Here is a 25988-nt window from a genome sequence, read left to right as displayed (position 1 = left end):
TTTTCTTTTAATGGGTTAATGATTAAGCTTTAGCTGCTTTCAATTTCGCTCTTCTAGTAACAGCGTATTCTACAGCGTGTTTGTCCAATTTAGTAGTTAGATAACGGATTACTCTTTCATCTCTCTTGAAAGCAAGTTCCAAATCTGCTACTACAGTTCCTTCTCCTTTGAATTCGATCAAAGTATAGAAACCGTTCTTTTTCAATTGGATTGGGTAAGCCAATTTCTTAAGTCCCCAATTTTCTTTGGCAACGATTTCGCAATTGTGTGAAGTCAAAAGATCTTCAAATTTTTTCACTGCTTCCTCCACCTGCGCGTCAGATAGAACGGGAGTTAAAATGAAAACAGTTTCGTAGTTGTTCATAATGTTAATGATTTTAATTAAAATTTCGAGGTGCAAAAATACAATTATTTTATAAATAAACAAAAGATTTTTAAATCGTTATTGTTTATTTTTTGGATAATTCTTCAATTTTATCGTGTTCCAATCGATAAACAGTCCAAGTGTCCATTGGTTTTGCCCCTAAAGATTTGTAAAACTCTATCGCTGGATCGTTCCAGTTGAGTACTGCCCATTCCATTCTGCCGCAATTTTTTTCTTTTGCAATCCGTGCAAGTTCGGCCAATAGTGCTTTGCCATAACCTTTTCCTCGACTAGCGGGATCTATAAAAAGATCTTCTAGATACAGGCCGGGTTTCCCTAAAAATGTGGAATAGTTGAAAAAGTAAAGCGCAAATCCAACCGGAACATCACTTTCTTCTAGAATAAGTACAGATGCAAATTGGTCTTCAAAAATATTTTTTCTCAAAGTATCGGGGTTGGTTACAAACTCGTCTTCCATTTTCTCGTAAATGGCTAGGCTTTTCATGAGTTCAAAAACAATTTCAATATCTTCGGGTTTTGCTTGGCGAATGATGTACGACATGTTTCAATAATTTTGGTTTAAAAAAAAGAATACCTCCGAAGGATTTTCAGAGGTATTGCTTTTAGAATTATATTTCTGTATCCAGATCCCAATTTTGCAGGTAATCGTGTACATGTTTTAGGAACATACCTCCCAAAGATCCATCTACCACTCGGTGGTCATAAGAGTGTGACATGAACATCAATTGGCGGATACCGATTAAGTCTCCTTCTGGAGTTTCTACCACTGCTGGTTTTTTTACAATAGCACCAATGGCCAAAATAGCGACCTGTGGTTGTGGGATAATCGGTGTACCCATTAGGTTTCCGAAACTTCCTACATTAGAAATGGTGTAGGTAGCTCCTTGTGTATCCTCTGGTCTTAATTTTTTATTTCTAGCTCTGTATGCCAAATCGTTGATGGCTTTTGCCAACCCTGAAAGTGACAATTGATCGGCATTTTTAATTACCGGAACAATAAGGTTTCCGTCCGGCAATGCAGTTGCCATACCAATATTGATGTTTTTCTTTTTGATAATTTTATCACCATCAACAGAAACATTGATCATTGGGAAATCCTGAATGGCTTTCACAACGGCTCTCACGAAAATTGGCATGAATGTTAGTTTCTCACCATCTCTTTTTTCAAGAGTATTTTTGTTCTTAGCTCTCCATTTTACCACATTGGTTACATCGGTTTCGATAAAGGAAGTAACATGCGGAGAAATTCTCTTAGAATTCACCATGGCATCAGCAATGATCTTTCTCACCCTATCCATTTGGATAATTTCGTCGCCTTCACCAACAGGGGTGGCAACAGGAGTTGGTGCAGGTGCAACAGCAGGACTTGTTGCTGCTGGAGCTGCAGTTGCTGCAGGGCTCGTCTTTCCTCTATTGGCAACAAACTGAAGAATGTCTTCTTTAGTAATTCTATTTTCTAAGCCACTACCTTTGATGGTTTTAAGTTCGGCTTCTGAGATGTTTTCTTGTGTAACGATGGATTTTACCAACGGCGACAAGTATAGGTCATCAGAGAATTGTGTGGGATCTACTTTTTGCAAAGGTTGTTCAAGCTCGGCAACGATCTGTGCACTAGGTTGTGCAGTTTCAGGAGCTTTATTTTCTTGAATCGGTGCAGTGCTTGTTGCTTCTCCACCTTCAGTTTCTAAAATAGCGATGGCTTCACCAACTTTAGCCACTTCATCTTTTTGTTTCAGAATTTTTACAATTTTCCCCGAAACTGGTGTCGGAACATCGGAATCTACCTTATCGGTTGCAATTTCTACTACGGAATCGTCCTCATTTACCAGGTCTCCTTCGTTGAAGAGCCAGCTGATTACTGTAGCTTCCATCACCCCTTCTCCCATGGAAGGGAGTAATAATTTATATTCTGCCATTTTTAAATTTTAGATTTTCACAAAAGTACAAAAATTTCGTTTATTTTTTAGAGTTATTTTAATTTTGAAAATTCAACATAGATTTTTTCTCCAATGTCCAAGCCAAATAGGGTTTTGGCACCGTTGTTCTTACTGCCTTTATAGATGGAAATCTCTAAATATCCAGCCTCATTAAACAGGGCCAATTGGTTGCCGTGAAATTTGTTTTCCTTCTGATAATCTTTGATGAATTCTGTATAATGTTGATGAATTTTTTTGATGTTTAGATTTCTGAATGTAATCTTAAATTCGTCATTCCCAGAATGGCTTTGGCTAAACATTTCTTGGGTAATGTTGGAGACCACATTTCCATAATGATCGATGTATATAACTTCTCCTACAATCATATTTTCATTTGGCAGGAACTGAGCTTTTGGCAATGAGAGCTCTTTTGGATCGTTAATTTTTCTGCCAATCAATTCCGGAACGCCACCGTTTAATAGGTGATTGGCGACGGGTAAGAAAATATCCAGGATGCTGCATTTTACAACATCATCAAAACGGTTGTTTATGGTAATTTCGAAAATAGATTCGGGCTTTAGATCGAAAAAAATTAAAGACAGAAGACCGTTGTCGGCGGTTAAAAAAAAATGTCCATTGACTTTGCACAATAAAAAGCGTCTAGAAGGATGATAAAGAGCATCAACCGCAATGATGTGGATGGAGTTTTTTGGAAAATGCTTGTAGGCATTTCTTACAATATAGGAAGTTTCTAGAAGGTTGTGGGGTTGTATGTTATGACTGATGTCTATGATTTTCGCATCGAAATTCAAGGATAAGATATTTCCTTTTATAGCAGCCACTTTGTGGTCGGTGTATCCTAAATCTGTTGTTAAAGTGATGATTGACATGTTTTGAACCTAATTTTTACCTCCAATTGCAAAAGTAATTTAAAATTACATGAATGTAAAATGAATGTGGATAACAAATTGACAGAGGTTATAAAAAAAAACGATAACTTTAGGAATCTAAATACGAACATGATGTACGAGCTAACTTTTGAACTAAAGGATATTGACTCCAAATCTTTTTACGGAGTTAATAATCAATTTTTTAATTTAATAAAATCCAGTTTTCCCACTCTAAAAATTACGGGCAGAGATCATTTTATTTTCGCCATGGGAAATCAAGAGGCCTTGGATGTTTTGAAGATTAAACTAAACGATATTGTTGATTTTATTTCTAAAAACAATTCGATAACGGTAAAAGATGTAGAAAGCATCCTAAAACTGAAAGACGAATCCGAAAAACAATTGGTCTTTGATCAAGATATTATTGTAAAAGGAGTTAATGGGAAAATCATCAAGGCCAAAACCACCAATTTGAAAAAATTAGTGAAAGAAGTGGAGAAAAAAGACATGGTTTTTGCGATCGGTCCGGCAGGAACCGGCAAGACCTATACTTCGGTTGCAATTGCAGCAAGAGCATTGCGCGATAAAGAGGTGAAAAGAATTATCCTGACCAGACCGGCGGTAGAAGCGGGGGAGAGTTTGGGTTTTCTTCCCGGAGATTTAAAAGAAAAGTTAGATCCCTATTTGCAACCTCTATACGACGCATTAAGAGATATGATACCTCACGAAAAATTAGAAGGCTTTATTGAGAAAAAAATTATAGAAGTGGCTCCTTTGGCTTTCATGAGAGGGAGGACTTTGGATGAAGCCTTTGTTATTCTCGATGAAGCTCAAAATACCACCCATTCTCAAATGAAAATGTTTTTGACCCGAATGGGGATGAATGCCAAGTTTATCATTACTGGAGATCCCAGTCAGGTCGATTTGCCATTAAAACAAAAATCAGGATTGAAAGAAGCCATGAGAATTCTGAGAGATGTAGATGAAATTGGTTTTGTACACCTAACCGAGGAAGATGTGGTGCGACATCCTGTGGTTAGAAAAATTATTAATGCCTACGGTAGAGAAGAGAAGCGGCTAAGGGAAGAGTAGGTGATCTATAAGTCCTTATCTAAGTTATACATGCTGTTAAGGATTTGTATTATGTTAAATAAAAATAAAAATTTGTTAAAAATTTGTTAATTGTATTATTTTTTTTATTATCTTTGATATAGGTTTAACAAATTAAATTTACAAAATCATGAAAAAGTTATTATTATTAGGTGCTTTTGCACTTTTTGGTTCAATGAATGCACAGTCTGGTTTTAAATTGGGTGCACATGTTGGTTTACCGGTAGGAGACGCTGGAGATGTTTACAGCTTTACACTAGGAGCAGATGCTTCGTACATGTGGCCTGTAGCCGATAGCTTTTCTGCAGGGATTACTTCGGGATATTCTGCTTGGTTAGGAAAAACAGTAAATTATGGACCTGTTTCTGTAAAGTACGACACCATGAGCATGGTTCCTATTGCTGCAACAGGACAGTATAAAATTGCTGAAAACTTCAGTTTAGCAGCAGATTTGGGTTACGGTTTCGTTTTTGGTAGCGGAGGCAGTAGCGATGGCGGATTTTATTACCAGCCAAAAGCGGCTTACCACATCGGAAATGGAGAAGTTTCTCTAGGATACCAAGGATTATCTAAAAATGGAAGCACAATTTCTGCTATCAATTTAGGATATTCATATTACATCAAGTAAATCAATAAAAATATTGATAATGAAAGCCACCAATTGTTGGTGGCTTTTCTTTTGACTAAAATTTAATTTATTCCTATTCTAAAATGTGAAACGATGATTTTCGTCATTTTTTTCAAATTCCATCTCATCTAAATTTGCAATACTTTAAAAATTAAAGATAGGAACAATGAAAAAATTATTAATGGCAGCAGGTATCGCTGCATTCGGATTGGCTTCAGCTCAATCTACAGGTTTCGAAGGAACTTCATTCATCTCTGGACAAGTAGAGTACAACCGTACCAATAACAATGGATCTAACACAACGGTTGATAATTTTGCAATTTTACCATCTGTAGGTACTTTCGTAACTCCAACTATCGCTGTTGGTGGTGCTTTAGGTTACCAATCTTCTATTGTTGAAAACACAACTGCAATAACTACAAAAAACACAAACAGTGCATTTGTAATTATGCCTTTCGCTAGAAAATATTGGTCTTTAGGTGAGAAATTGTTCGTTTTCGGTCAATTGGATGTGCCTATGGCTTTCGGAAAAGTTAAAAATGAAGTAGCTGGTGTTTCTACAGAAGCTAACTACACTTCTTTTGGTGTTAACTTGAGACCAGGTTTGGATTATTTCGTAAACAACAATTGGTCTTTTGAAGCTACAATCGGTCAATTTGGTTACAATTCTTTCAAACCAGAAGGAGGTAGCAGTACGGATAACTTCGGTATCGGTTTGAATTTGAACAGCATCACTTTCGGTGTTAAATATTTATTCAAATAACCAACTATTCTAATATAGTGTAAAGTCCCGGAAATTTTCCGGGACTTTTTATTTTCGTACTTATTATGGTTAAATTTGCATCTCAAAGAAAATATTTTGCATGAATTTCAAAATTAATAACATAGGTGATTGGCAACAAGTGGTGGATGAAATTTACCCGCACCTGAAATATAAAATTCTTGTTCTAAAAGGAAATTTGGGCGCTGGTAAAACTTCATTTTCTCAGTTTTTGTTGAAGAAAATGGGCAGTACCGATACCGTTACCTCACCAACTTATGCCATTGTCAACGAATACAATACTCCAAAAGGAAAAGTTTTTCATTTTGATCTTTACCGACTCAATACCATCGAAGAGGTGTACGATATTGGTATGGATGAATATCTTGAAAACTCAGAACTTTGCATCATAGAATGGCCGGAAATTTATGAAGACGAACTCTCGTACTATGGATACCATGAAATGACCATAGAAATTGATGGGGATAGTAGGACAATCCATTTTCAATAAACATAAACGATAGAGGTACTAAAAGTTTAAACTTTATTATTCAGTAAAAGTAGAAACATCCGTATCTTTGTATTTGCTTAATTTAGGTACATAATTTATCATGAGTACAACCCAAGTATTTACTCCGTTTTCCGAACAAGATCTTATTCCGAAAGAAGAAAAATTGGAAGTTTTGAAAAAAGGAAAAAAATTCAGTATTGGCGTTCCAAAAGAAACTTGCCTTAACGAAAGGAGAACTTGCATTACACCGGATGCCGTACAGGTTTTGGTCGGGCATGGCCATACAATAATTGTAGAGTCCGGTGCAGGAGTCGGATCTTTTTTTACCGATCTGCAATATTCCGAAGTGGGTGCACAAATTGTGCACGATGCTGCTACGGCATTTCAGCAAGATTTGGTGCTGAAAGTCAATCCGCCAACTCTGGAAGAAATCGATTATCTGAAACCGAATACCTATTTGGTTTCAGCACTTCAAATCAACCTTAGAGATAAAGAATATTTTTGCCGTTTGGCCGAAAAGAAAATCAACGCCATAGCATTCGAGTTTATAACCGACGAGTACAGACAACAAGCTTTGGTACGACTAATTGGTGAGATTGCCGGAAATATATCCATACTTTATGCTTCAGAACTTTTGGCTCTGTCCAACGGTTTGATGTTAGGAGGCATCACAGGAGTTAGACCGGCAGAAGTCGTGATTATTGGAGCCGGAATTGTCGGCGAATTTGCTACGAAAGCCGCAGTAGGATTGGGTGCAAGTGTGAAAGTTTTCGATAACTCTTTGTCCAAACTTAGAAGATTGCATACTTTGGTGGACAATAGGGTACCCACTTCCATTATCGATCCCAAAGAGCTTTCTAAAAGTCTGAGAAGAGCCGATGTGGTCATTGGTTGTTTGCCAAGACTTAACTTTCCACCGGTGGTTACCGAGGAAATGGTTACCATGATGAAAAAAGGTTCGGTAATTATTGATGTAACGATAGACAACGGAAAAGTGATAGAAACATCGGAACTGACAACACAAGAAAATCCATTTTTTGTGAAACACGATGTCATCCATTGTGGTTTGCCCAACTTGACTTCTAAAATGCCAAGAACCACTTCCAAAGCAATATCCAATTTCTTCCTCAGCTATCTTCTAAATTACGATGAAGAGGGCGGTTTTGAGAATATGCTGCTTAAAAATAACGAGATGAAACAATCGTTGTACATGTACAAAGGCCGACATACCAAAAAAATTCTTTGCGATCGTTTTGGATTGACCTATCACGATATTAATCTATTAATTTTCTAAAAATTTTAAATGAAAAAACTTAAGTTTTATTTATTAGGGTTCATCCCGGGGCTTTTAGTGGTTTTATTTTTCCTAAACAAAAAAGGAGCCAGTTGTTCTTATTTTCCAAACGATAGGGTACGCGCCGAAACAGCAACTAAAAAATTCAGCTTTACACCGGAGTTTCAACAAAAAATGACCGAACTGAAGATGGATGAAAAGTTTATCAAAGACTCCATCTTGACGAAAGGATCTATTGATTTTGATAAAAGTAAAGCACAAGCAGAGCCTTGTTCTGAGTATCTTTTGGTCTATCCAAAGGATAATCCACGAATGGAAATTTATTTCAGTAAATGCAAAGACGATGCTCAGTTTAAAAGCTTAAAATCGTTGAGATAAAATATAGAAAAACGCTTCAGAAATTTTTCCGAAGCGTTTTTTATTTATCGATGATTGATTGTTTATCTTCCAAAAAGATTGCCTCCCATTCCTGGCATATTTGGCATTCCTTTGCTCATCATTTGCATCAGTTGCTTTCCTTGTGGGCCTTGCATGACCTTCATCATTTTACCCATCTGTTCAAATTGTTTCATCAGTTGGTTTACTTCTTCAATTTTTCTACCACTTCCTTTGGCAATTCTACCTTTTCTTTGGGTGTTGATGATGGACGGTCTTCTTCTTTCCTCCGGTGTCATAGAGTGGATGATTGCTTCGATATGTTTAAAAGAATCGTCGCTGATGTCCACATCTTTTATCGCTTTTCCAACTCCAGGAATCATGCCCATAAGGTCTTTCATGTTTCCCATTTTTTTAATTTGCTGAATTTGTTTTAGAAAGTCATCAAAACCAAATTCATTTTTTGCAATTTTTTTGTGGAGTTTTCTCGCTTCTTCTTCATCAAATTGCTCTTGAGCTCTTTCTACCAAGGATACCACATCTCCCATTCCTAGGATTCTGTCGGCCATCCTTTCCGGATAGAAAAGATCCAAGGCTTCCATTTTTTCTCCAGTAGAAATAAATTTGATGGGTTTGTCCACAACTGAACGAATCGTAAGTGCTGCTCCACCTCGGGTATCACCGTCCAATTTAGTAAGGACCACTCCGTTATAATCCAAGACATGGTTGAATGCCAAAGCGGTATTCACGGCGTCTTGTCCGGTCATGGAGTCCACTACGAAAAGGGTTTCTTGTGGTTTTACTGCTTGATGAACTTTACGGATTTCGTTCATCATTTCTTCGTCTATTGCAAGACGACCTGCGGTATCGATGATAACCACATCGTGGTTGTTTTTTTGTGCGTATTGAATGGCATTCTGAGAAATTTCGACAGGGTTTTTGTTTTCAATTTCTTTGTAGATGTTTACCCCAACTTGTTCTGATAGAACGGTTAGCTGGTCTATCGCTGCAGGTCTGTACACATCACAGGCTACCAATAAAGGTTTTTTGTTTTTCTTTAGTTTAAGATAATTGGCCAGTTTACCAGAAAAAGTGGTTTTACCAGAACCTTGTAAACCTGCAATAAGGATAATGGTAGGTTTCCCAGAAAGATTGATTCCTTCTTGTGTTCCTCCCATAAGATCTACCAACTCATCGTGTACAATTTTGGTCATTAATTGTCCTGGAGTAAGGCTGGTAAGTACATTTTCGCCAATGGCTTTGTCTTGGACTCTTTTGGTAAGGTCTTTTGCTACTTTATAATTAACATCGGCATCCACCAAGGCTCTACGGATTTCTTTAACCGTTTCAGCAACATTTATTTCTGTAATTTTTCCTCTTCCGGAAAGATTGTGTAACGCCTTGTCTAATTTATCCTGTAAACTATTGAACATATTATTTTTTTATGATTTGCAAAAGTAAGTATTTTTTCTAAAAATATTTTATATAAAAGGGGAGAATTGAGTATTTGCTTAGGAATTCAATTTAAGATATATGATATTTGTCCATTGAAAATGATTTTAATACTTTATTTTTGCAAAAAATTATGCAAAACCAGGATTTTAATTCTAAAAAGCCGGTCGAAACCGATCAGAAAAATACAAGCAGTATGTCGCAATACGGCAGGTATTCCTCCATTGTTTTTCAGATGTTGGCAACCATGGCTTTGTCTTTTTGGGGCGGGAAAAAACTAAACAATTATTTTGAAATTCAAAGTAATTTATTGACCGTTGGGATAGGCTTGTTGGGGATGTGTTTGGCATTTTATAATTTATTAAGACAATTAAATCAAATAGAGAAAAATGAAAAATAATTTTTTATACATCGGACTGTATTTTGTGATGTTCATAGTGCATTTCTTTTTGTTTCAAAATACGGCAGGATGTTGCGAAACGGTTTTTATCAAGTATTATTTGTTTCTAAGCATGATGTTTATCATGGTGATTACCGTGATGTCCATATTCAAAAATCTTTACCCGGAGTATTTAGGCTTTGTGTTTATGGGGTTGGTTATGTTGAAGTTGGCGATGATGTTTGTTGTTATGAATAAGCTTAACTTGAGCCAAGTCCCTCATTATAAGTATCATTTTATTTTACCCTATTTGGCTTCTTTGGCTTTGGTAACGCTTTATTCTGTTGGTTTGATTCAAAAAAGTGAAAAAAATCACGATTAGTTATTTTTATAATTTGAATATTTATAGTACTTTTGCAAAACTTTAAAAAGACAAGTATCAATGCTTAAAAGAGTTATCCTTTTAGTCGGATTTTTATCAACAATTTCATTTGCATCTGCAACGGAAGTGGCTGCGGCCGGTCATGAAGCTACAACTGCGGTAGAAGCGGTTTCTGAAGCTGAAAAAACAAAACAAGAAAACCAAGAATTTGTAAAGCATCACTTGATGGATGCGCACAGTTTTGATATTATGGTGACCAAATCGGGTGATCATATCGGTTTTCCTTTGCCTGTGATTTTCTATGATCAGTCAAACGGATTGCACATGATGATGAGTTCTGCTTTTCATCATGGAGAAAATGTGGTAGAAAGCAAAGGTGCTCATTATAAATTATTCCACGAAAAAATTTATAAAACTGATGCTGCCGGTACAATTGAAATGGACGAGCATCACCATGCTAAAAATGAAAAGGTAATTGATCTTTCTATTACAAAGTCGGTTTTGATGATTTTGGTAACTGCATTCTTGATGATTTGGATCTTCGGATCTATGGCAAAAGGATATAAGAAATCTATGGTGCCTACAGGAGCTGCGAAATTGTTTGAACCTCTTGTATTGTTCGTAAGAGATGAGATTGCTAAACCAAATATCGGTGCCAAACACGGAAAATATTTAGGATATTTATTGACGATTTTCTTCTTTATCTTATTCTTGAATATCTTTGGTCTTACCCCTTTCGGGATTAATGTAACAGGTAATATTGCGATTACAACTGCTTTGGCAATGTTCACCTTCCTAATTACACAATTTACAGCGAATAAAAATTATTGGGGACACATTTTCTGGATGCCGGGATTGCCTTGGCCTATGAAAATTATTATGATGCCTATCGAAATTATCGGTATGATTATCAAGCCGTTTGCATTGCTTATCCGTCTCTTTGCTAACATGTCTGCAGGCCATGTCGTGGTAATGTCACTAATCGCAATGGTGTATTATTTTAAAAATGTAATTGCAGGAATTGCTTTTCCAATTCTGACCATGGTACTTTATATGTTAGAGATTTTGGTAGCATTCTTACAAGCGTACATCTTTACAATGCTTTCTGCTGTGTATTTCGGAATGGCAAATGAAGAGCATGGACACGAAGGAGAAGAGGGTGCTTTGCACTAATTAATAAAATAGAAAACTAATTTTTTAAATTATATATTATGGAAATTCCAAAACTAGTAGGTGCAGGTTTAGTAGTAATCGGAGCTAGCTTAGGTATCGGTAAGATCGGTGCTGCAGCTCTTGAAGGTATGGCTCGTCAACCAGAGCAAACTGGAAAACTACAAACAGCGATGCTTATTGCAGCTGCACTTGTTGAAGGTCTTGCGTTCGCAGCATTGTTCGCTGTTAACTAATCGATCTACAAAAGGTTAACCGCCAATCTGCAACGGTTGGTTGTGATTGGCGGTTTTATTTTAAAAAATTTATTAAAAGAATTATAAAAGTATAACATAATTTATTATGGGCGAGTTATTAGCACAATTTTCATCAGGTTTGTTTATTATTCAAACTATTATTTTCTTGGTATTGTTAATGATATTAAAGAAATTTGCTTGGGGACCAATTACAGAAGCACTCAACGAAAGAGAAGTTTCTATCGTAGATGCTCTTAATCAGGCTAAATTAGCTAAACAAGAAGTTCAGAACTTGAAAACTGAAAACGAAAATATCATTCGTGAGGCTAAAAACCAACGCGATGCTATTTTGAAAGAAGCTAGAGAAATCAAAGATAAAATCGTTAGCGAAGCTAAAGATGCTGCAAAATCTGAAGGAGATAAACTAATCGACCAAGCTAGACAAACCATTCAAGCAGAGAAAAATGCTGCAATGGCAGACATCAAAATGCAAATCGGTACTTTGTCGATCTCTATTGCTGAACAAATTCTAAAGCAAAAATTAGATAATGCTGACGCTCAAAACGCTTTGGTAGAAAACATTCTTAACAAATCAAACTTGAACTAAGATGTTGATATCGAAAGTAGCAAAAAGATACGCACAGGGTCTGTTGGATTTCTCCACAGATACCGGAAATGTATCTACCGTTTTTAATGAAATGAAGGAAGTCGTTAAAGTATTGGATGCTTCTAAAGACCTCAATGCTTTTTTTGCAACTCCTTTCATCGATGCTAAAAAGAAAGAGGCCGCCGCTGCACAAATCTTTGTATCTTTTTCAGATCCATCCAAGAAATTCATTTCTTTGGTTATCAAACAAGGTCGTGAAACTCAACTTAAGAATATCGCTCAAGAATTCATCAATAAAGTTGAAGACATCAACGGAGTACAAAGAATTACTTTGACTTCCGCAACGACATTGTCACCGGACAATTTGGACAAAATCCTAAAATCAACTTCTTTGTTTGATGCTTCTAAAAAATACGAATTAGAAACCATCATCAAACCCGAAATTTTAGGCGGTTTCGTACTAAGAATTGGTGATCAACAAGTTGACGCTTCGGTTAGAACCAAACTTTCTAATTTGAAAAAAGAATTTCAATTAAATTAAGATAAAACAACCATACAATGGCAGAAATAAATCCGGCTGAAGTTTCAGCAATTTTAAAACAACAGTTAGCCAATTTCGACACACAATCTAATGTAGAAGAAGTTGGTACGGTACTGACAATCGGGGACGGAATCGCTCGTGTTTACGGTCTTGATAAAGTACAGTACGGTGAATTGGTAAAATTCAATTCAGGGGTAGAAGGTATCGTTCTTAACTTGGAAGAAGACAATGTTGGTGTTGCCCTTTTGGGTGAATCTAAATTGGTAAAAGAAGGAGATACTGTAAAAAGAACCAACAGAATTTCATCCATCAAAGTTGGTGAAGGTATGTTGGGTAGAGTTGTAGATACTTTGGGTAACCCTATCGACGGAAAAGGCCCTATCTCTGGAGAATTGTACGAAATGCCTTTGGAAAGAAAAGCTCCAGGTGTTATCTTCAGACAACCGGTAAACGAACCTCTTCAAACAGGTATCGTAGCCGTGGATTCCATGATCCCGGTAGGTAGAGGACAAAGAGAGTTGATCATCGGGGATAGACAAACCGGTAAAACAACTGTTGCTATCGATACCATCCTTAACCAAAAAGAATTTTATGATGCTGGACAACCAGTATATTGTATATATGTAGCAATTGGACAAAAAGCATCTACTGTAGCACAAATCGTTAAGACCCTAACCGACAAAGGTGCAATGTCTTATACCGTAGTTGTTGCTGCTAATGCTTCAGATCCAGTTCCTATGCAGGTATATTCTGCAATGGCAGGTGCTGCAATTGGAGAATACTTCCGTGATACCGGAAGACCGGCTCTTATCGTTTATGATGACTTGTCCAAGCAAGCCGTAGCTTACCGTGAGCTTTCCCTACTTTTGAGAAGACCACCGGGTCGTGAGGCATATCCTGGAGATGTATTCTACCTTCACTCTAGATTGTTGGAAAGAGCTGCAAAAGTAATTGCGGATGACAACATCGCAAAGCAAATGAACGATTTGCCAGAATCTCTAAAACCTATCGTAAAAGGTGGCGGATCTTTAACTGCACTTCCAATTATCGAAACTCAGGCGGGAGATGTATCAGCATACATCCCAACCAATGTAATTTCCATTACAGACGGACAGATCTTCTTGGAGTCTGACTTGTTCAACTCAGGGGTTAGACCAGCAATCAATGTGGGTATTTCTGTATCCAGAGTAGGTGGTAACGCTCAGATCAAATCCATGAAAAAAGTATCCGGAACTTTGAAGTTGGACCAAGCTCAATACAAAGAATTGGAAGCCTTTGCTAAATTCGGTTCTGACCTAGATGCTGCAACTCTTTCTGTAATTTCTAAAGGTGAAAAAAATGTGGAAATCCTTAAGCAACCTGTTAACTCTCCACTTCCAGTAGAAAGTCAAGTAGCAATGGTTTACGCAGGAACAGAAAACCTTTTGAGAAATGTACCTGTAGCTAAAGTTAAAGAATTTATGGTGGACTATGTTGAGTTCTTGAAAACGAAACATCCTGATACCATGACTGCAATCAAAGCTGGGAAAATTGACAACGCAATTACCGATGTTTTGAAAGCTGCTGCATCCGATATCGCAAGTAAATATAACTAATAAATTAAGTGGAAGAATTTAGGTTGATACCCTCAACCTAAATTCCGAAACAAAAAAGATAACAGACACCAACCCTATGGCAAATTTAAAGGAAATACGAGGAAGAATTGCTTCAATTAGCTCTACGATGCAAATCACCAGCGCTATGAAAATGGTTTCTGCTGCTAAATTGAAAAAAGCACAAGATGCCATTGTAATGCTTCGTCCTTATTCTGAAAAATTACAAGAAATTATCGAAAACCTGAATGTAAATCCGGATCAGGAAATAGCATCTCCTTACTCTGTACAAAGAGATACTAAAAAAATCCTTTTCATAACGATTACTTCCAATAGAGGTTTGGCTGGTGCTTTCAACTCTTCTGTAATCAAAGAACTCAATCAGAAAATTGCAGAAAATCCTAATGCAGAAATAGAAATCCTTACCGTAGGTAAAAAAGCCTTCGATGCCGTTAGAAAATCCAGAACGGTTTTCGAAAACCAAAGTGCAATCTACGATTTCTTAACCTTCGAAGCGGTTTCTAAATTCGTTTCTAATGTCATGAGAAATTTCCGCGAAGGTAATTTTGATAAAGTATATTTGGTGTACAACAAATTTGTGAACGCTGCAACTCAAGAAGTTCAGACCGAACAATTGTTGCCTATTGCCATGCCGGAACAAAGCAACGACCCTGTAGTTACCGAATATGTTTTCGAACCGAATGCCGAAGAAATCCTTAATGTTTTGATCCCAAAATCCATCAAAACTCAGGTGTACAAAGCAATCTTGGACTCCATCGCTTCAGAACACGGAGCCAGGATGACCGCCATGCACAAGGCAACCGATAACGCACAAGCTTTGAAGAACGATTTGGTGATCTACTACAACAAAGCGCGTCAGGCAGCAATTACCAACGAAATCTTGGAAATTGTATCCGGAGCCGAAGCCCTAAAAAGTTAATACAACAACTTGTAAACATACCAAGCATCGATTTTTTTTCGATGCTTTTTTATTTGGGCAGCTTTACCGCCTTCCGTTCCCGCTTTTTTGCTCCGCCAAGGCTCCACAAAAAGAGCTCCACTCAAGTCGGGCTGCACCCACCACACCGTTTACTAACCCAACAGATCATTTACAGATCCTTTCCAACAATTCTCTGCATTCTTTTACTTTCAAAATATTTTTTTCCTTTTGAAATGCTTAAATTTGTGAGATTTTTTAATTAAAAATCCAAGCTTAACTTTCTTTCATGGATCAGAAAAAAGAATATATCGAAGTTTACGGTGCCCGCGAACACAATCTTAAAAACATCAATGTCAAAATCCCAAGAAACGAATTGGTGGTCATCACCGGACTATCCGGAAGTGGCAAGTCCTCCTTGGCTTTTGATACCATTTTCGCTGAAGGACAAAGACGATATATAGAAACCTTTTCCGCCTATGCCAGACAATTTCTTGGCGGTATGGAAAGACCCGATGTCGATAAAATCGACGGACTATCCCCAGTGATCGCTATCGAACAGAAAACAACCAATAAAAATCCAAGATCTACCGTTGGTACTGTTACCGAATTGTACGATTTTCTAAGACTACTTTTCGCAAGAGTCTCCGATGCCTTTTCCCTGCAAAGCGGAAAAAAATTAACCTCCTACACAGAAGAACAAATCCTGGAGGCCATAAAAGTAAATTACAAAGGACAAAAAGTCATGCTGTTGGCTCCTGTCGTTCGATCAAGAAAAGGACATTACCACGAACTTTTCGTTCAGATGGCTAAAAAAGGTTACGGTCAAGCTAGAATTGATGGCGAATTGATGGACATCGAATACGACCTGAAATTGGATCGTTACAAAACCCACGATATCGACATCGTTATCGACCGCTGGATTATCGGTGAGAGTTCCTCCGAAAGTAGAATGGAAAAATCCCTTCGCACGGCTTTGGATATGGGCGAAGGAATTATCGGAATTCAAATTTTATCCAGTGATAAGGTCGATTATTTTTCAAAAAAATTAATGGATACCGATACCGGACATTCCTTGGCATTACCCGAACCCAATACTTTTTCTTTCAACTCACCAAAAGGAAGTTGCAACCACTGCAAAGGTTTGGGTACCATTAAAAAAGTGAATACCAATTTTTTTGTAGAAAATCCTAAATTATCCATTTCTCAAGGCGCGTTATTGCCTTTGGAAGATATTAAAAGCAACAAATGGATTCTGTCTCAGCTTAAAAATATTTTGGAACTTTTTGAGTTGGATTTTAACACGCCTTTTTCGGAAATCCCAAGTGAAGCTCTTGAAATGATGTATTTCGGACTTCACAAAGAAGAACAAAAAGTGCTGAAGCACGCTGGGATAACCAAAAAAATAAAAATTAATTTTGACGGTTTAGTACCCACAATCGATCAGATTATCGAAGATAAAGAAAGTTATGAAGCCACGGTTTTAGAAAGGCATTTTACCCAAGAAGAAACTTGTCCGCAGTGCAAAGGAACGCGTTTGCTTCAGTCGAGTTTGAGCTTTAAAATTGATGGCAAAAACATTGCCGAGATCAACGCCATGAGCCTTTCGGATCTCAAGATTTGGTTGCATGAGGTCAAGGATAAATTTTCCGAGAAAAATAAAATAATCGCCACGGAAATTCTAAAAGAAATTGAAACCCGACTTCAGTTTTTGTTGGATGTAGGCTTGGATTATCTTAGCCTGAGCCGCAGTTCCAGAACGCTTTCTGGTGGCGAATCCCAAAGAATTCGTTTGGCAACACAAATTGGTTCTCAACTGGTCAATGTACTTTATATTTTGGACGAGCCTTCCATTGGTCTCCACCAAAGAGACAACGAAAGATTGATAAATTCTCTTAAAAACCTTCGAGATATAGGAAATTCCGTTTTGGTGGTCGAACACGACAAAGATATGATTTTGGAAGCCGATGAAGTCCTTGATGTTGGTCCAAGAGCAGGAAAGTTTGGTGGTGAAATTCTTTGGCAAGGAAACCCCAAAGACTTGCTAAAAGCCGACACCATCACCGCAGATTACATCACCGGAAAAAGAAAAATAGAAATTCCAGCCGAAAGAAGAAAAGGAAACGGAAAATCCATTGTCCTAAAAGGAGCAACGGGAAATAATTTGAAAAATGTAAATCTCGAAATCCCCCTTGGAAAGCTGGTTTTGGTTACCGGAATTTCGGGCAGTGGGAAATCTTCACTCATCAACGGAACACTTTATCCCATTCTGAACAAACATTTTTATAGAGCAGTTCAAGAACCTTTACCGTACAAAAGCATCGAAGGATTAGACAACATTGATAAGATCGTAGATGTCGATCAGACCCCAATTGGCAGGACTCCAAGATCCAATCCTGCAACCTATACCGGAATGTTTACCGACATCAGAAACCTGTTTGCAGAACTGCCCGAAAGTAAAATACGAGGGTATAAGGCCGGACGATTTTCGTTTAATGTCAAAGGCGGACGATGCGAAACCTGTCAGGGTGGCGGACTGAAAGTGATTGAGATGAATTTCCTTCCGGATGTTTTCGTACATTGCGAAACCTGCAACGGAAAACGCTTCAACAGAGAAACTTTAGAAGTAAGGTACAAAGGAAAATCGATATCCGATGTATTGGACATGACCATCACCGAAGCTGTAGATTTTTTTGCTCCCATCCCAAAAATTTATAACAAAGTAAAAACACTTTTCGATGTTGGTTTGGGCTACATAACTCTCGGGCAACAATCTACCACTTTAAGTGGTGGTGAAGCCCAAAGGATAAAATTAGCGACAGAACTTTCCAAAAAACAAACCGGAAATACCTTGTATATTTTGGACGAACCCACAACAGGACTGCATTTTGAAGATGTTAAAGTTCTGATGGACGCCATAGAACAACTGGTTAATTTGGGCAACTCTTTCATTATTATTGAACACAATTTGGATGTCATCAAATTGGCCGATCACATCATAGATGTAGGACCAGAGGGGGGAAAACACGGTGGAATGATCGTTGCTGAAGGTACACCGGAAGAAATAATAAAAAATAAAAAATCGGTTACCGGAGTTTTTCTAAAAAAAGAAATGGAATCTTGATATGAAAAAGAACAGCATCCCTCAAACCGTTAATTCTTACGAAATAAGAACGATGGAATACAACGATCTTGGTCGGGTTTTGGAAATATACCAAGAAGGAATTTCTTCTAAAATCGCCACTTTTCAAGAACAATCCGATGAAAAATCGTGGATGAAAATCCATTTGGAGCACAGCCGATTTGTTTTGGAAAATCAAAACGACGAAATTGTAGGTTGGTGCGCTCTGAAAAAACCGGAAAATACCACAATGTACAATGGGGTTGCAGAAATATCTATTTTTTTAGAAAAGGAATATCAAGGCAAAGGTTTGGGCAAGATACTTTTAGAAAAACTGATCTTGGATAGCGAAGAAAATGGTATTTGGACCTTACAAACCCATTTGATGGAGGAGAATGTTCTCGCTATAAAAATAGTTGAAAAATTTGGCTTTCGTAAAGTAGGAAAACGAGAAAAAATCAACCAGATCGATGGGGTTTGGAAGGATGTATTCCTTTTTGAAAGACGAAGCGAGAAGGATTTTTCTTAACGGCTGTATTTTTTTTTGAAGTAGAAATCATAGAAAAAGAAAACACCAATGATAAAAAATAAAGCACCCAATTTTCAAGGTGCTTTATTTTTTTTAATCTATCGAGAATGACAAAATTTTACGATAATTCACAGCGTACTTTAGGCTGAAACAACGGGTTATATAGGTGTTACAAATTTGTCATGTACTCAGAAAAATCTTACAGTTTTGACTTTTTAGGATTGAGAAATGTACAAAAGAGCATGACTTGATTTCCGAATTTAGACGCAATTCGGTCTTCAATATTGACCAGCTCACTTTCTAGGAATTGTTGTCGGAATTCAGCGTTCTCAAAAACCATCAAAAGGTTATAATTTTTACCTTCTTGTATCATGTCACTTTCCACTTCAGAGAGAATGTATTTCTCCACATCCATCAGGTTTTCAACCATTTCCGAAACGGTGTTGTTGAAGTAATCTTCCCATTCCGTCAGTCGTTCTGCAACGCAATGAAAGGTAAGGCTCAGTATGCTCATTTTTATATTTATTTTTTGATTAATGTGGATAAATTTCGTTGCAAAAATCGGTAAAATTTTGTAAATTTACCCGTTATTTCGTTTTGAAAATTCAAAGAATCGTTTGACCCATTTCGGTTGAAGGTTTTTATTAAAAAATTAATATGCAAAAAGAAGGAGAAAGACTTATTCCCATCAATATTGTTGATGAAATGAAATCTTCTTACATCGATTATTCCATGTCTGTGATTGTTTCCAGAGCATTGCCCGATGTAAGAGATGGTTTGAAACCCGTCCACAGAAGAGTACTTTACGGTATGTACGGATTGGGTGTTTTTTCTAATAGAAAATATCTGAAATCGGCCAGGATCGTTGGGGATGTTTTGGGTAAATACCACCCCCACGGAGATTTCTCAGTTTACGCTGCCATGGTGCGTATGGCTCAACCTTGGAGCTTGCGTTATCCACAAGTCGATGGACAGGGTAACTTCGGTTCCATGGACGGTGATCCACCAGCAGCAATGCGTTATACGGAGGCCAGACTGAAAAAGATTTCCGACGATATCCTATCCGATTTGGACAAGGATACGGTAGATTTCCAAAATAACTTCGACGACTCTTTGCAAGAGCCTACCGTAATGCCTACAAAAATTCCAAACCTTTTGGTAAACGGAACTTCGGGTATTGCCGTGGGTATGGCAACCAACATGGCGCCTCATAACCTTACAGAAGTGGTCGACGGAATTTGTGCCTACATCGACAACAGAGACATTACCATTGACGAATTGATGAAGCATGTTATTGCTCCGGATTTCCCAACGGGTGGTATTATCTACGGTTATGACGGGGTTAGAGATGCTTTCCACACCGGAAGAGGTAGGATTGTACTTCGTGCAAAAGTAGGCTTTGAAGAAATAGGAAACAGAAATGCCATTATCGTTACCGAAATCCCTTACCAAGTAAACAAAGCCGAAATGATAGCCAGAACGGCCGAGTTGGTGAAAGATGAAAAAATACCGGGCATCTACGAAATTCGTGACGAGTCCGATAGAAACGGACTAAGAGTCGTTTATGAACTGAAAAACGATGCCATCCCGAATGTTGTACTCAATTTATTGTACAAATATACGGCGTTACAAACTTCTTTCTCGGTGAATAATATTGCATTGGTTAAAGGAAGACCAGAACAACTGAATCTGAAAGACATCATCCATCATTTCGTAGATCACAGACACGAAGTGGTCATCCGCAGAACCGAATTTGAACTGAAAAAAGCCAAAGAAAGAGCACACATCTTGGAGGGCTTTATGAAAGTTATCGGAACTCAAGATTCTTTGGACAGAGCCATTGCCATCATCAGACATTCTGCCAATCCTCAAGAAGCAAAAGAAGGATTAATGACCGAATTCGAACTTTCCGATCTTCAAGCTCAAGCCATTTTGGATCTCCGTTTGGCAAGACTTACCGGAATGGAATTGGATAAAATCCGTGCTGAGTACGAAGAAATAATGGCGTTAATCAAAGATTTGGAAGATATCCTGGCCAACGAATCCAGAAGATTCCAGATCATCAAAGACGAATTGTTAGAAGTTAAAGAAAAATACGGAGACGAAAGAAGATCCGAAATAGACTTTGCAGGTGGCGATATGTCGATTGAAGATTTTATCCCGAATGAAACGGTGGTACTTACCATTTCTCATGCCGGGTACATCAAAAGAACTTCGCTTTCCGAATACAAAATACAATCCAGAGGCGGCGTAGGAAACCGTGCTGCGACTACAAGAGACGAAGATTTCTTGGAGTACATCGTTTCGGCAACCAACCACCAATACATGTTGTTCTTTACCGAAAAAGGAAAATGCTATTGGCTAAGGGTGTTCGAAATTCCTGAAGGTTCCAAAACAGCGAAAGGTAGAGCCGTGCAAAACCTCATCAACATAGATCCAGACGATAAGATCAAAGCTTACATCCGTACCAACGATCTTAAAGACAGCGACTATGTAAACTCCATGTCTGTGGTGATGATTACCAAGAACGGAACCATCAAAAAAACCTCATTGGAAGCCTATTCCAGACCAAGAACCAACGGAATCAATGCCATAGAAATCCGTGAAGACGATCAGCTTTTAGGAGCTAGATTGACCAACGGACAGTCCGAAATTATGATCGCAACCAAAAATGGAAAATGCATCCGTTTCCCTGAAGAAAAAGTAAGAGAAGTAGGTCGTGGATCCATCGGTGTTCGTGGTATTACCATGGAAGACGGAGACGAAGTGGTAGGCATGATTGTGGTAAATGATGTGGAGAAAGAAACCGTTTTGGTCGTTTCTGAAAGAGGATACGGAAAAAGAACTGCCGTGGAAGACTATCGTATTACCAACCGTGGTGGAAAAGGGGTAATCACCCTAAATATCACTGAGAAAACGGGTCAGTTGATTGCCATACAGAATGTTACCGATGAAGACGGTTTGATGATCATTAACAAATCCGGTGTTGCCATCCGTATGGGAATGGACGAGATGCGTGTGATGGGTAGAAATACACAAGGGGTGAAGGTCATCAACCTAAAAGCCAAAGACGAAATTGCAGCCATTGCAAAAGTAGAAATGGATAAAGAGGTAGAAGAAGAGGTAGTTGAAGGTGAAGAAATTAATCCTGAAAATACAGAATTGAACGATTCTGAAAACACTTCTGAAAACACAGAAATCAATAACGATAACGAATAATACTAACTTTGGACAGGTTTTTGCTTGTCCATTTTTTTAATTTTTATGATAATTTAGTTTTTATGAAAAAAATAGTTCTAAGTGTATTGGTATTAGCTTTCAGCTTTTCATTTGCACAAAAAAAGGAAATACAAGCGGCTTTCAAAGCTTTAGAAGGTGGAGAAACAACGGTAGCGAAAACCAAAATTAACGAAGCCAGCTCTCTCTTGGGTGGGAAAACTCATCTGTTGGATCCGGAAACTCTTGAGCAATATTATTTCGTAAAAGGTCTTGAGCTAATGACTGCCGGACAAACTTCCGAAGGGGCTACCATGCTTTCCAAAATTTCCGAAATGGCAAGACAAAAAGTCTATACCGGAAAAGATGCAGAGAAAAACAAAGTGTACTATTGGGGAGAAGAAGCTGCTAAAGCCTCTGGAATTGCCGGTTTGAAAGAAGATCGTTATGCTCCGACTACTTTACCAAAACTAAACGCATTGATCAATCCATTTTTGCAAAAAGCCAACCAAGATGCTGTGGATGCCTACAATGCAAAAAATTATGACAAAGCTGGAGACAAATTTAAAGAAACCTATTACTTGCTAAAAGTGGGTGGACAAAACAACGGTCAGTTTTTGTACAACGCTGCGCTGAGCTATGCTTATGCTAAGAAAAACGACAAAGCCCTAGAAATCATGCAACAATTGGTGAACTCCGGTTATACAGGTGTAGAAACCAATTATTTAGCAAAAAATAAAGCGGGAAAAGTTGAAAATTTCGATAAAACAACTTGGGAAATGTTGAAAAAATCAGCAGATTACTCAGACTTCAAAACGGAAACAACAAAAAGTATAGAGCCGGAAATCTACGAAGAAACCGTAAGATTGCTAATTGAAGCAGGTAAAAATGACGAAGCCATTGCTTTGATTGACAAAGGATTGAAAAAATTCCCAAACAATGCACGATTATCAGAATTGCAAGGAGTGGTCTATTACAAGTCCGGGAAAAACGATCAGTTCTTAGAAAGTTTGAAAGCTCAAGTGGCCAAAAATCCGAACGACAAAACCAATTGGTACAATTTAGGTGTTCTGCAAAGTAAAAATCCTGCAACGGTTGCAGAGGCTGAAGCTTCTTTCAAAAAAGCATTGGACCTGGATCCTAAAATGGTGAGTGCTTGGCAAAATCTTACTTTCTTAGCCATGGGTGATGATGAAAAAGCGGTTGCCGATATCGAAACTGCAAGAAAAGCGGGTAAGACAGAACTCTTCAATAAATTGTTGCAAGAAAGAAGAAATCGTTTTTCTAAAACCCTTCCTTACGCAGAAAAATGGTACGAAATCGATAACAAAAATATAGATGTTGTTGAGTTGCTTGCCGATCTGTATCGTTCTACAAAAAATGAAGCAAAAGCTGCTGAATACAAAGCAAAAGCCGCTGCAATGAATAAAAAATAATTTTTATCCATTTCAAAAGAATAAAGCTGTCCAGACTTTTTGGGCAGCTTTTTCTTTGTATAATGTGTAAGTTTTCAGGGGGGATTCCAAGAAAACGGTAGCAGGTAGTATTTAAAATTCTTGTTGTGCCTTCGGCATGGTTATAAGGCAAGGTTCTTATGGTTTATTTCCACATTAAAATGAACTTTTGCGCCCAAAGCTTCAAAAACCTTTAGAATAGTTGTAAATCTCGCATCAGTTGTACTGTTTTCTATTTTTGAAATCTGAGCCTTCTTTACACCAACAAGGTCACCCAATTCTTCTTGTGTCAATTTTTTTTCTTGACGAGCCTGTTTTATGGCTTGACCTAATAAATCCAAACGAAGTTCATTTTCGAATTCGTCTCTTTTTTTTGAGCCTTTTTTTCCAATGTATTGGTCAGTTAATTCATCTAAACTATATGTTTTCATTATTTCTTGCTTTTCTTGTTAAAATACTCCTCTCTTAATTTCTCTGCTCGTTCAATTTCACTTTTCGGAATTTTATCTGTCTTTTTGATTAATCCATGACTTGAAATTACCACCGTATCTTGTTTGTCCGATTTGTCCCAAAATGCAAAAAGTCGATAATATGCTTTGTTATATTTTGTTCTAAATTCCCAAATTTCATCTTGTAATTTTTTGAAAAGTTCTTTGTCATTCGTACTTCTTGCTTTCCAGATGTTGTAAATGATTTTATTTCTTGATTTTTCATCAAGCTCATCAAGAAAGGATTTTGCCTCCTCCAAAAAGTTAACTCGAAATTTGTAATCATCCATTCAAGAATATTTTGTACAAAGATAGAAGTTTCTTATTTAGGAAACAAAGTGTGACGGATAATTTCCTGTTTTTAATTTTTTTTTAAAAAATATAGGTGGTTTTATATAAATGCTGATGCACAACTTTATACAATGTGTAAGTTTTCAGGGGGGGGATTCCAAGAAAACGATAGCAGGTAGTATTTAAAATTCTTGTTGTTCGTTCTATTATATATGTGCTGGGTTGATTTGTATTTGTCCTCCGACAGCTCTCAGTACTTTCATTATTGTTGAAAATTGAGGTTTAGCACCTTCAGATAATGCTTTGTACAAACTTGGTCTGCTAAGTCCTGTTTCTTCAGCAATTTTTGTCATTCCAATTGCTTTTGCAATGTTTCCGATTGCTGTGATAATTTCAGAATCATAACCGTTTTCTAAAACCTCATTAAGATATTCAGCAATCATTTCGTTGCTGTCCAAATAATCTGCAATATCAAATTTTGATGTTTCCATTTTTTACTTTTTTATTTTATTCCAAATGTCTTTTGCCTTTTCAATATCTTTTTGTTGAGAAGACTTGTCTCCACCAATGAGTAGAATGATAATTTTCCCATCGGTCTCTTTAAAGTAAATTCTATATCCTTTTGCATAGTTGATTTTTAGCTCTCGTATTCCATTGCCAACTGGTTCATAATCACCAAAATGTTCGTCTTTTTCTAACTTCTGAATCCTAAATAAAACTTTAGCTTTCGCTCGGGTATCTTTTAGTTTTCTAAGCCATTTATCAAACTCAGCCGTTTTCTCAATAAAGTACATGCTTTAAAAGTGTATTCATTAGGATACAAATTTAAGGGAAATTTTTTAAATGAAAATGTTTATTTACATTCTATTTCTCTACCGTCCAAAGGTTTTAAACTATTCTCTCAAAAATCCATACTCGTATATTTTGGGTTTTATTTTGTCTGCCAAAACCGCCATTTTTAGTTCTTCTTTTCGGATATTTTTGTATTTCATTTGTTGTGTAAGATGCAGTGTTGTTTATAGTTTTACCAAAAGTTTTTCGCAGACCATGTGGCTCAAAGTTTCGGTTCTGTCTTCTATTTTTATGGTCATGGACAGGTCGTATTTTTCAATTTTTTCAATTTCTAATTTCTGTCCCAGTTTTAGGTTTCTTTCATTCAGATAGGTTAGGAAATCGTCTTCGGAGGTGGTCACAGCAGAGAAAATGACTTTAGACTTTAACTTGCATTGGCTTAGTTTTACAAAATCCTGAGAAATGATGTTTCCGTCCTTGTCCGGAATGGGTTCGCCATGAGGATCCATCTTTGGAAAGTCTAACAACTCGTCCATTTTATCAAAGAAAATAGGGGAGTGTACATGCTCCAGTTGTTCAGCAATTTCGTGAACATTTTCCCAGCCGAAGTTCATTTTTTTTACCAAAAACATTTCTGTCAAACGGTGTTTTCTCACCACCAAAGCCGCTTCTTTTCTTCCCGATTCTGTTATTTTTATGGGTTTGTAACTTTCGTAAACGATCCATTTTTTTTCGGCAAATTTTTTCATCATGTTGTTTACCGTTGGCATTTTTACATTCAGAAATTTAGAGATTTCATTTACACTCACTTCGTTTTTCTCGTTGGCAAGATGAAAAAAAGCTTTCAGATAATTTTCTTCGGTTAGGGTGTTTCTTAACATGTTCGATTTTTTTTTATACATGACAAAAAATAACTTAATAAAAACCACAAC

General features: G+C 37.3%; 29 protein-coding genes. 18 read left to right on the top strand and 11 right to left on the bottom strand.

Annotated elements, in window-relative coordinates; all coding sequences use genetic code 11:
* Positions 1-22: 22 nt before the first annotated feature.
* From rpsF to H9Q20_RS01565, 4 genes are all read right to left on the bottom strand, one after another.
* Positions 23-364 carry a 30S ribosomal protein S6 gene (gene rpsF, locus H9Q20_RS01580; protein ID WP_124640505.1) on the bottom strand — a complete coding sequence of 114 codons (342 nt, stop codon included), beginning with the start codon at positions 362-364 and terminating at the stop codon, positions 23-25.
* 85 nt (positions 365-449) lie between these two features.
* Positions 450-926: a GNAT family N-acetyltransferase gene (locus H9Q20_RS01575; protein ID WP_124640504.1), complete on the bottom strand. Its 477-nt coding sequence runs from the start codon at positions 924-926 to the stop codon at positions 450-452.
* A gap of 67 nt (positions 927-993) precedes the next feature.
* The gene (locus tag H9Q20_RS01570) at positions 994-2301 is read right to left on the bottom strand and encodes a dihydrolipoamide acetyltransferase family protein (protein ID WP_124640503.1); all 1308 of its coding nucleotides are present in this window, start codon (positions 2299-2301) and stop codon (positions 994-996) included.
* Between the two features lie 53 nt (positions 2302-2354).
* Positions 2355-3191, bottom strand: coding sequence for an S-adenosyl-l-methionine hydroxide adenosyltransferase family protein (locus H9Q20_RS01565; RefSeq protein WP_124640502.1), 837 nt, complete (start codon positions 3189-3191; stop codon positions 2355-2357).
* A 132-nt stretch (positions 3192-3323) separates the two neighbouring features.
* Between H9Q20_RS01565 and H9Q20_RS01560 the strand changes: the two genes are divergently transcribed.
* From H9Q20_RS01560 to H9Q20_RS01535, 6 genes are all read left to right on the top strand, one after another.
* Positions 3324-4283 carry a PhoH family protein gene (locus H9Q20_RS01560; protein ID WP_124640575.1) on the top strand — a complete coding sequence of 320 codons (960 nt, stop codon included), beginning with the start codon at positions 3324-3326 and terminating at the stop codon, positions 4281-4283.
* Positions 4284-4431: 148 nt separating this feature from the next.
* Positions 4432-4929 (top strand): hypothetical protein, encoded by a 498-nt coding sequence (locus H9Q20_RS01555; protein ID WP_124640501.1) that lies wholly within the window; start codon positions 4432-4434, stop codon positions 4927-4929.
* A gap of 166 nt (positions 4930-5095) precedes the next feature.
* Positions 5096-5692 (top strand): outer membrane beta-barrel protein, encoded by a 597-nt coding sequence (locus H9Q20_RS01550; protein ID WP_124640500.1) that lies wholly within the window; start codon positions 5096-5098, stop codon positions 5690-5692.
* Between the two features lie 100 nt (positions 5693-5792).
* Positions 5793-6200 carry a tRNA (adenosine(37)-N6)-threonylcarbamoyltransferase complex ATPase subunit type 1 TsaE gene (gene tsaE / locus H9Q20_RS01545; protein WP_187478136.1) on the top strand — a complete coding sequence of 136 codons (408 nt, stop codon included), beginning with the start codon at positions 5793-5795 and terminating at the stop codon, positions 6198-6200.
* Between the two features lie 100 nt (positions 6201-6300).
* Positions 6301-7494, top strand: coding sequence for an alanine dehydrogenase (locus tag H9Q20_RS01540; RefSeq protein WP_124640498.1), 1194 nt, complete (start codon positions 6301-6303; stop codon positions 7492-7494).
* 9 nt (positions 7495-7503) lie between these two features.
* Positions 7504-7872: a DUF4258 domain-containing protein gene (locus H9Q20_RS01535; protein ID WP_124640497.1), complete on the top strand. Its 369-nt coding sequence runs from the start codon at positions 7504-7506 to the stop codon at positions 7870-7872.
* Positions 7873-7934: 62 nt separating this feature from the next.
* On the opposite strand, the gene ffh is transcribed toward H9Q20_RS01535, so the two are convergent.
* Positions 7935-9302 carry a signal recognition particle protein gene (ffh, locus tag H9Q20_RS01530; RefSeq protein WP_187478135.1) on the bottom strand — a complete coding sequence of 456 codons (1368 nt, stop codon included), beginning with the start codon at positions 9300-9302 and terminating at the stop codon, positions 7935-7937.
* Positions 9303-9454: 152 nt separating this feature from the next.
* Between ffh and H9Q20_RS01525 the strand changes: the two genes are divergently transcribed.
* The 10 genes from H9Q20_RS01525 (at position 9455) to H9Q20_RS01480 (ending at position 18815) form a co-directional block, all read left to right on the top strand.
* Positions 9455-9721, top strand: a complete 267-nt coding sequence (locus H9Q20_RS01525) for an AtpZ/AtpI family protein (protein WP_124640494.1) — start codon at positions 9455-9457, stop codon at positions 9719-9721.
* The gene (locus tag H9Q20_RS01520; RefSeq protein ID WP_124640492.1) at positions 9711-10082 is read left to right on the top strand and encodes a hypothetical protein; all 372 of its coding nucleotides are present in this window, start codon (positions 9711-9713) and stop codon (positions 10080-10082) included. Before H9Q20_RS01525 ends, H9Q20_RS01520 begins: the two co-directional genes overlap by 11 nt.
* 60 nt (positions 10083-10142) lie before the next feature.
* Entirely contained in the window at positions 10143-11255 is a 1113-nt protein-coding gene (gene atpB / locus H9Q20_RS01515) for a F0F1 ATP synthase subunit A (protein ID WP_124640490.1), read from the top strand.
* A gap of 38 nt (positions 11256-11293) precedes the next feature.
* A complete protein-coding gene (gene atpE, locus H9Q20_RS01510) occupies positions 11294-11488 on the top strand; it encodes an ATP synthase F0 subunit C (protein ID WP_124640488.1) in 195 nt (64 codons plus the stop codon).
* Positions 11489-11594: 106 nt separating this feature from the next.
* Positions 11595-12095, top strand: a complete 501-nt coding sequence (gene atpF, locus H9Q20_RS01505) for a F0F1 ATP synthase subunit B (protein WP_124640486.1) — start codon at positions 11595-11597, stop codon at positions 12093-12095.
* Between the two features lies 1 nt (position 12096).
* A complete protein-coding gene (gene atpH / locus H9Q20_RS01500; RefSeq protein WP_187478134.1) occupies positions 12097-12636 on the top strand; it encodes an ATP synthase F1 subunit delta in 540 nt (179 codons plus the stop codon).
* Between the two features lie 17 nt (positions 12637-12653).
* Positions 12654-14231: a F0F1 ATP synthase subunit alpha gene (gene atpA, locus H9Q20_RS01495; protein ID WP_124640482.1), complete on the top strand. Its 1578-nt coding sequence runs from the start codon at positions 12654-12656 to the stop codon at positions 14229-14231.
* A 76-nt stretch (positions 14232-14307) separates the two neighbouring features.
* On the top strand, positions 14308-15168 hold the full coding sequence (gene atpG / locus H9Q20_RS01490) for an ATP synthase F1 subunit gamma (protein WP_124640480.1): 861 nt from the start codon (positions 14308-14310) through the stop codon (positions 15166-15168).
* A gap of 286 nt (positions 15169-15454) precedes the next feature.
* Complete coding sequence (gene uvrA / locus H9Q20_RS01485) at positions 15455-18289, top strand: excinuclease ABC subunit UvrA (RefSeq protein ID WP_187478133.1); 2835 nt, start codon at positions 15455-15457, stop codon at positions 18287-18289.
* A 1-nt stretch (position 18290) separates the two neighbouring features.
* Positions 18291-18815 carry a GNAT family N-acetyltransferase gene (locus H9Q20_RS01480; protein WP_187478132.1) on the top strand — a complete coding sequence of 175 codons (525 nt, stop codon included), beginning with the start codon at positions 18291-18293 and terminating at the stop codon, positions 18813-18815.
* A 199-nt stretch (positions 18816-19014) separates the two neighbouring features.
* On the opposite strand, the gene H9Q20_RS01475 is transcribed toward H9Q20_RS01480, so the two are convergent.
* The gene (locus H9Q20_RS01475) at positions 19015-19329 is read right to left on the bottom strand and encodes a DUF4286 family protein (protein WP_187478131.1); all 315 of its coding nucleotides are present in this window, start codon (positions 19327-19329) and stop codon (positions 19015-19017) included.
* Between the two features lie 143 nt (positions 19330-19472).
* Here H9Q20_RS01475 and gyrA point away from each other — a divergent pair, with 143 nt between their 5' ends.
* On the top strand, positions 19473-22034 hold the full coding sequence (gene gyrA / locus H9Q20_RS01470) for a DNA gyrase subunit A (RefSeq protein WP_187478130.1): 2562 nt from the start codon (positions 19473-19475) through the stop codon (positions 22032-22034).
* Between the two features lie 62 nt (positions 22035-22096).
* Positions 22097-23467, top strand: a complete 1371-nt coding sequence (locus H9Q20_RS01465) for a tetratricopeptide repeat protein (RefSeq protein ID WP_124640470.1) — start codon at positions 22097-22099, stop codon at positions 23465-23467.
* 140 nt (positions 23468-23607) lie between these two features.
* Here H9Q20_RS01465 and H9Q20_RS01460 read toward each other — a convergent pair whose 3' ends face one another.
* From H9Q20_RS01460 to H9Q20_RS01440, 5 genes are all read right to left on the bottom strand, one after another.
* A complete protein-coding gene (locus tag H9Q20_RS01460) occupies positions 23608-23916 on the bottom strand; it encodes a helix-turn-helix domain-containing protein (protein WP_124640468.1) in 309 nt (102 codons plus the stop codon).
* Positions 23916-24263, bottom strand: a complete 348-nt coding sequence (locus tag H9Q20_RS01455) for a type II toxin-antitoxin system RelE/ParE family toxin (protein ID WP_124640467.1) — start codon at positions 24261-24263, stop codon at positions 23916-23918. Before H9Q20_RS01455 ends, H9Q20_RS01460 begins: the two co-directional genes overlap by 1 nt.
* A gap of 207 nt (positions 24264-24470) precedes the next feature.
* Positions 24471-24755, bottom strand: coding sequence for an addiction module antidote protein (locus H9Q20_RS01450; protein ID WP_187478129.1), 285 nt, complete (start codon positions 24753-24755; stop codon positions 24471-24473).
* Between the two features lie 3 nt (positions 24756-24758).
* Positions 24759-25058: a type II toxin-antitoxin system RelE/ParE family toxin gene (locus tag H9Q20_RS01445; protein WP_187478128.1), complete on the bottom strand. Its 300-nt coding sequence runs from the start codon at positions 25056-25058 to the stop codon at positions 24759-24761.
* Positions 25059-25280: 222 nt separating this feature from the next.
* Positions 25281-25937 (bottom strand): metal-dependent transcriptional regulator, encoded by a 657-nt coding sequence (locus H9Q20_RS01440; protein ID WP_187478127.1) that lies wholly within the window; start codon positions 25935-25937, stop codon positions 25281-25283.
* Between the last annotated feature and the right edge of the window lie 51 nt (positions 25938-25988).

Origin of the sequence: Amniculibacterium sp. G2-70, assembly GCF_014353055.1 — a bacterium.
Classification (GTDB): Bacteria; Bacteroidota; Bacteroidia; order Flavobacteriales; family Weeksellaceae; genus Amniculibacterium; species Amniculibacterium aquaticum.
Note: the sequence above shows the minus strand (reverse complement) of the source record. Positions and strands in the feature narration are given on the sequence as shown.